Here is a 1,730-nt window from a genome sequence, read left to right on the forward strand (position 1 = left end):
CGTGCCGTCCCGCTGCCGCTCGCGACGCTCTACCACGACGAGCACGGCGCGCGGACCGGGCTGCTCGCGCACGCGGACCGCTTCGACACCGTGCTGCGGCGCGTGGCGGAGCACGCCGAGTGGGCCGTCAAGGTGCACCGCGAGGCGCCCGCCGCCTCCCCCGCGCCGCCGCCGTCGGGGCGGCCGCGCGGGGGGCGCGACTACCTGGACCGGGTACGGGCCAGGCAGCGCGAGCGGGAGTCCGGGCACGAGGCGGCGCTGCGGATCGCGGAGCGGGTCGACAGTGCGGCGCGCGAGGTGGCGGCCGAGGGGGTGCGGCGGCCGTTGCACGGCAAGGAGGTGACGGGCGAGGGGCGCTCGCAGGTGCTCAACGGGGCCTATCTCGTGCCGCTCGCGAAGGCCGCCGCCTTCGCGGAGCGGATCGCGCGCGAGCGGGCGGACCTGCCCGCCGGGTGCACGCTGGAGGTGGCGGGGCCGTGGGTCCCGTACTCCTTCACCGGGGAGGCGGCGTGAGCGCCGCCGGGGCGCCGGTGGCGTGGACCGGGCCCGACAGCGGGGCGCCGCTCGGGGTGCCGCTCGTGGACCTGCTCGACCGGGTGCTCGGGGCGGGGGTCGTGGTCAGCGGGGACCTCGTGCTCGCGATCGCGGAGGTGCCTCTCGTACGGATCTCCCTGCACGCGCTGCTCGCCTCGGTGAGCGAGTCCGTACCCGCCCCCTGGAACGACGGAGGTCCCCTGTGACGAGCATGCTCCCCGAGCCCGGGAAGCCTTCGGCGACCCTCGATCTCGACCCGGCGGCGGTGGGCCGCGACCTCGCCGCGCTCGTGCTGACGGTCGTCGAGCTGTTGCGGCAGCTCATGGAACGGCAGGCGGTGCGGCGCTTCGACGCGGGGGACCTCACGGACGAGCAGGAGGAGGCGGTCGGTACGGCGCTGATGCTCCTGGACGAGCGCATGGACGACCTGTGCGCACGCCACGGCCTGCGCCGCGAGGACCTCAACCTGGACCTCGGACCGCTGGGGACGCTGCTGCCGAACTGACACGGCGGCGAGGGGAGGCGGCCCGCACTTCCGGGGCGGGGGCCTCACCGGAAGCGGCTCGCCCGCTCCGGTGAGGCCCCCGCCCGACTGGTCACCGCCCCGTCGTCGCCCCCGCCTCCACGCCCGTCTCGCGCCAGAACCCCGCCCGGATCGCGTAGCGGTCGTTCTCGTCGATCTGGTCGTCCTTGTGCGCGAGGAGGCCGAAGCGGGCCGCGTAGCGCAGGAGTTCGCCGTCGATGCGGTGCGGGATGCGCGGGTAGAGGGGGGCCAGGCGCTCGCGGGCCGGGGGGTTCGGGGGGACGCGGGAGAGCCAGCGGCGGGCGAAGACCTGGCCGACCTCGAAGGGGTCGCCGCCGACCGTCGTGATGTCCTCCTCGCGGTCCGCCCACCGCTGCTCGGCGGTGGTGAGCTGGGCGAGCGTGGGCAGCGCGGCGGCCTCGGCGGGCTCTCCGCCGGGCCGCTCGACCCAGCCCTTGTCGGAGGACCACCGCAGGGTCGCGTTCGGCGCGGGCTGCGGCGCCGGAGCGGCGGTCTTGAGCGCCGCGAGGTCCTTCGGCGTGGGAACGCCCCTGCCCCCGGCCCGCTCCCCCGCCTGCCCGTCCTCGCCGGAACCGGTCGCCGCACCGGAACCGTCGACGGCCAGGGCCCCGACGCCCGCCCGCGCGCCCGTGCCCGCCCCGCCGCCCGAGCC

The 1,730-nt window shown here is 77.4% G+C and carries 3 protein-coding genes and 1 pseudogene; 3 read left to right on the forward strand and 1 reads right to left on the reverse strand.

The window, feature by feature from the left end; all coding sequences use genetic code 11:
* From G3I42_RS18555 to G3I42_RS18565, 3 genes are all read left to right on the forward strand, one after another.
* On the forward strand, positions 1–513 hold a 513-nt coding region (locus G3I42_RS18555; RefSeq protein ID WP_203606995.1), incomplete at its 5' end, for a GvpL/GvpF family gas vesicle protein.
* 17 nt (positions 514–530) lie between these two features.
* Positions 531–740, forward strand: coding sequence for a gas vesicle protein (locus G3I42_RS18560; RefSeq protein WP_030994590.1), 210 nt, complete (start codon positions 531–533; stop codon positions 738–740).
* Between the two features lie 5 nt (positions 741–745).
* Complete coding sequence (locus tag G3I42_RS18565) at positions 746–1,039, forward strand: gas vesicle protein K (RefSeq protein WP_164287385.1); 294 nt, start codon at positions 746–748, stop codon at positions 1,037–1,039.
* Between the two features lie 91 nt (positions 1,040–1,130).
* Here G3I42_RS18565 and G3I42_RS18570 read toward each other — a convergent pair.
* Positions 1,131–1,730, reverse strand: a pseudogene (locus G3I42_RS18570) (NYN domain-containing protein); the annotation flags it as partial.

It is taken from the genome of Streptomyces sp. SID11385, from assembly GCF_010548245.1.
Taxonomy (GTDB): domain Bacteria; phylum Actinomycetota; class Actinomycetes; order Streptomycetales; family Streptomycetaceae; genus Streptomyces.

Excerpts from the sequence above, each read along its gene's own strand:
- G3I42_RS18565 (WP_164287385.1), top strand. The coding sequence starts at position 746 with ATGCTCCCCGAGCCCGGGAAGCCTTCGGCGACCCTCGATCTCGACCCG.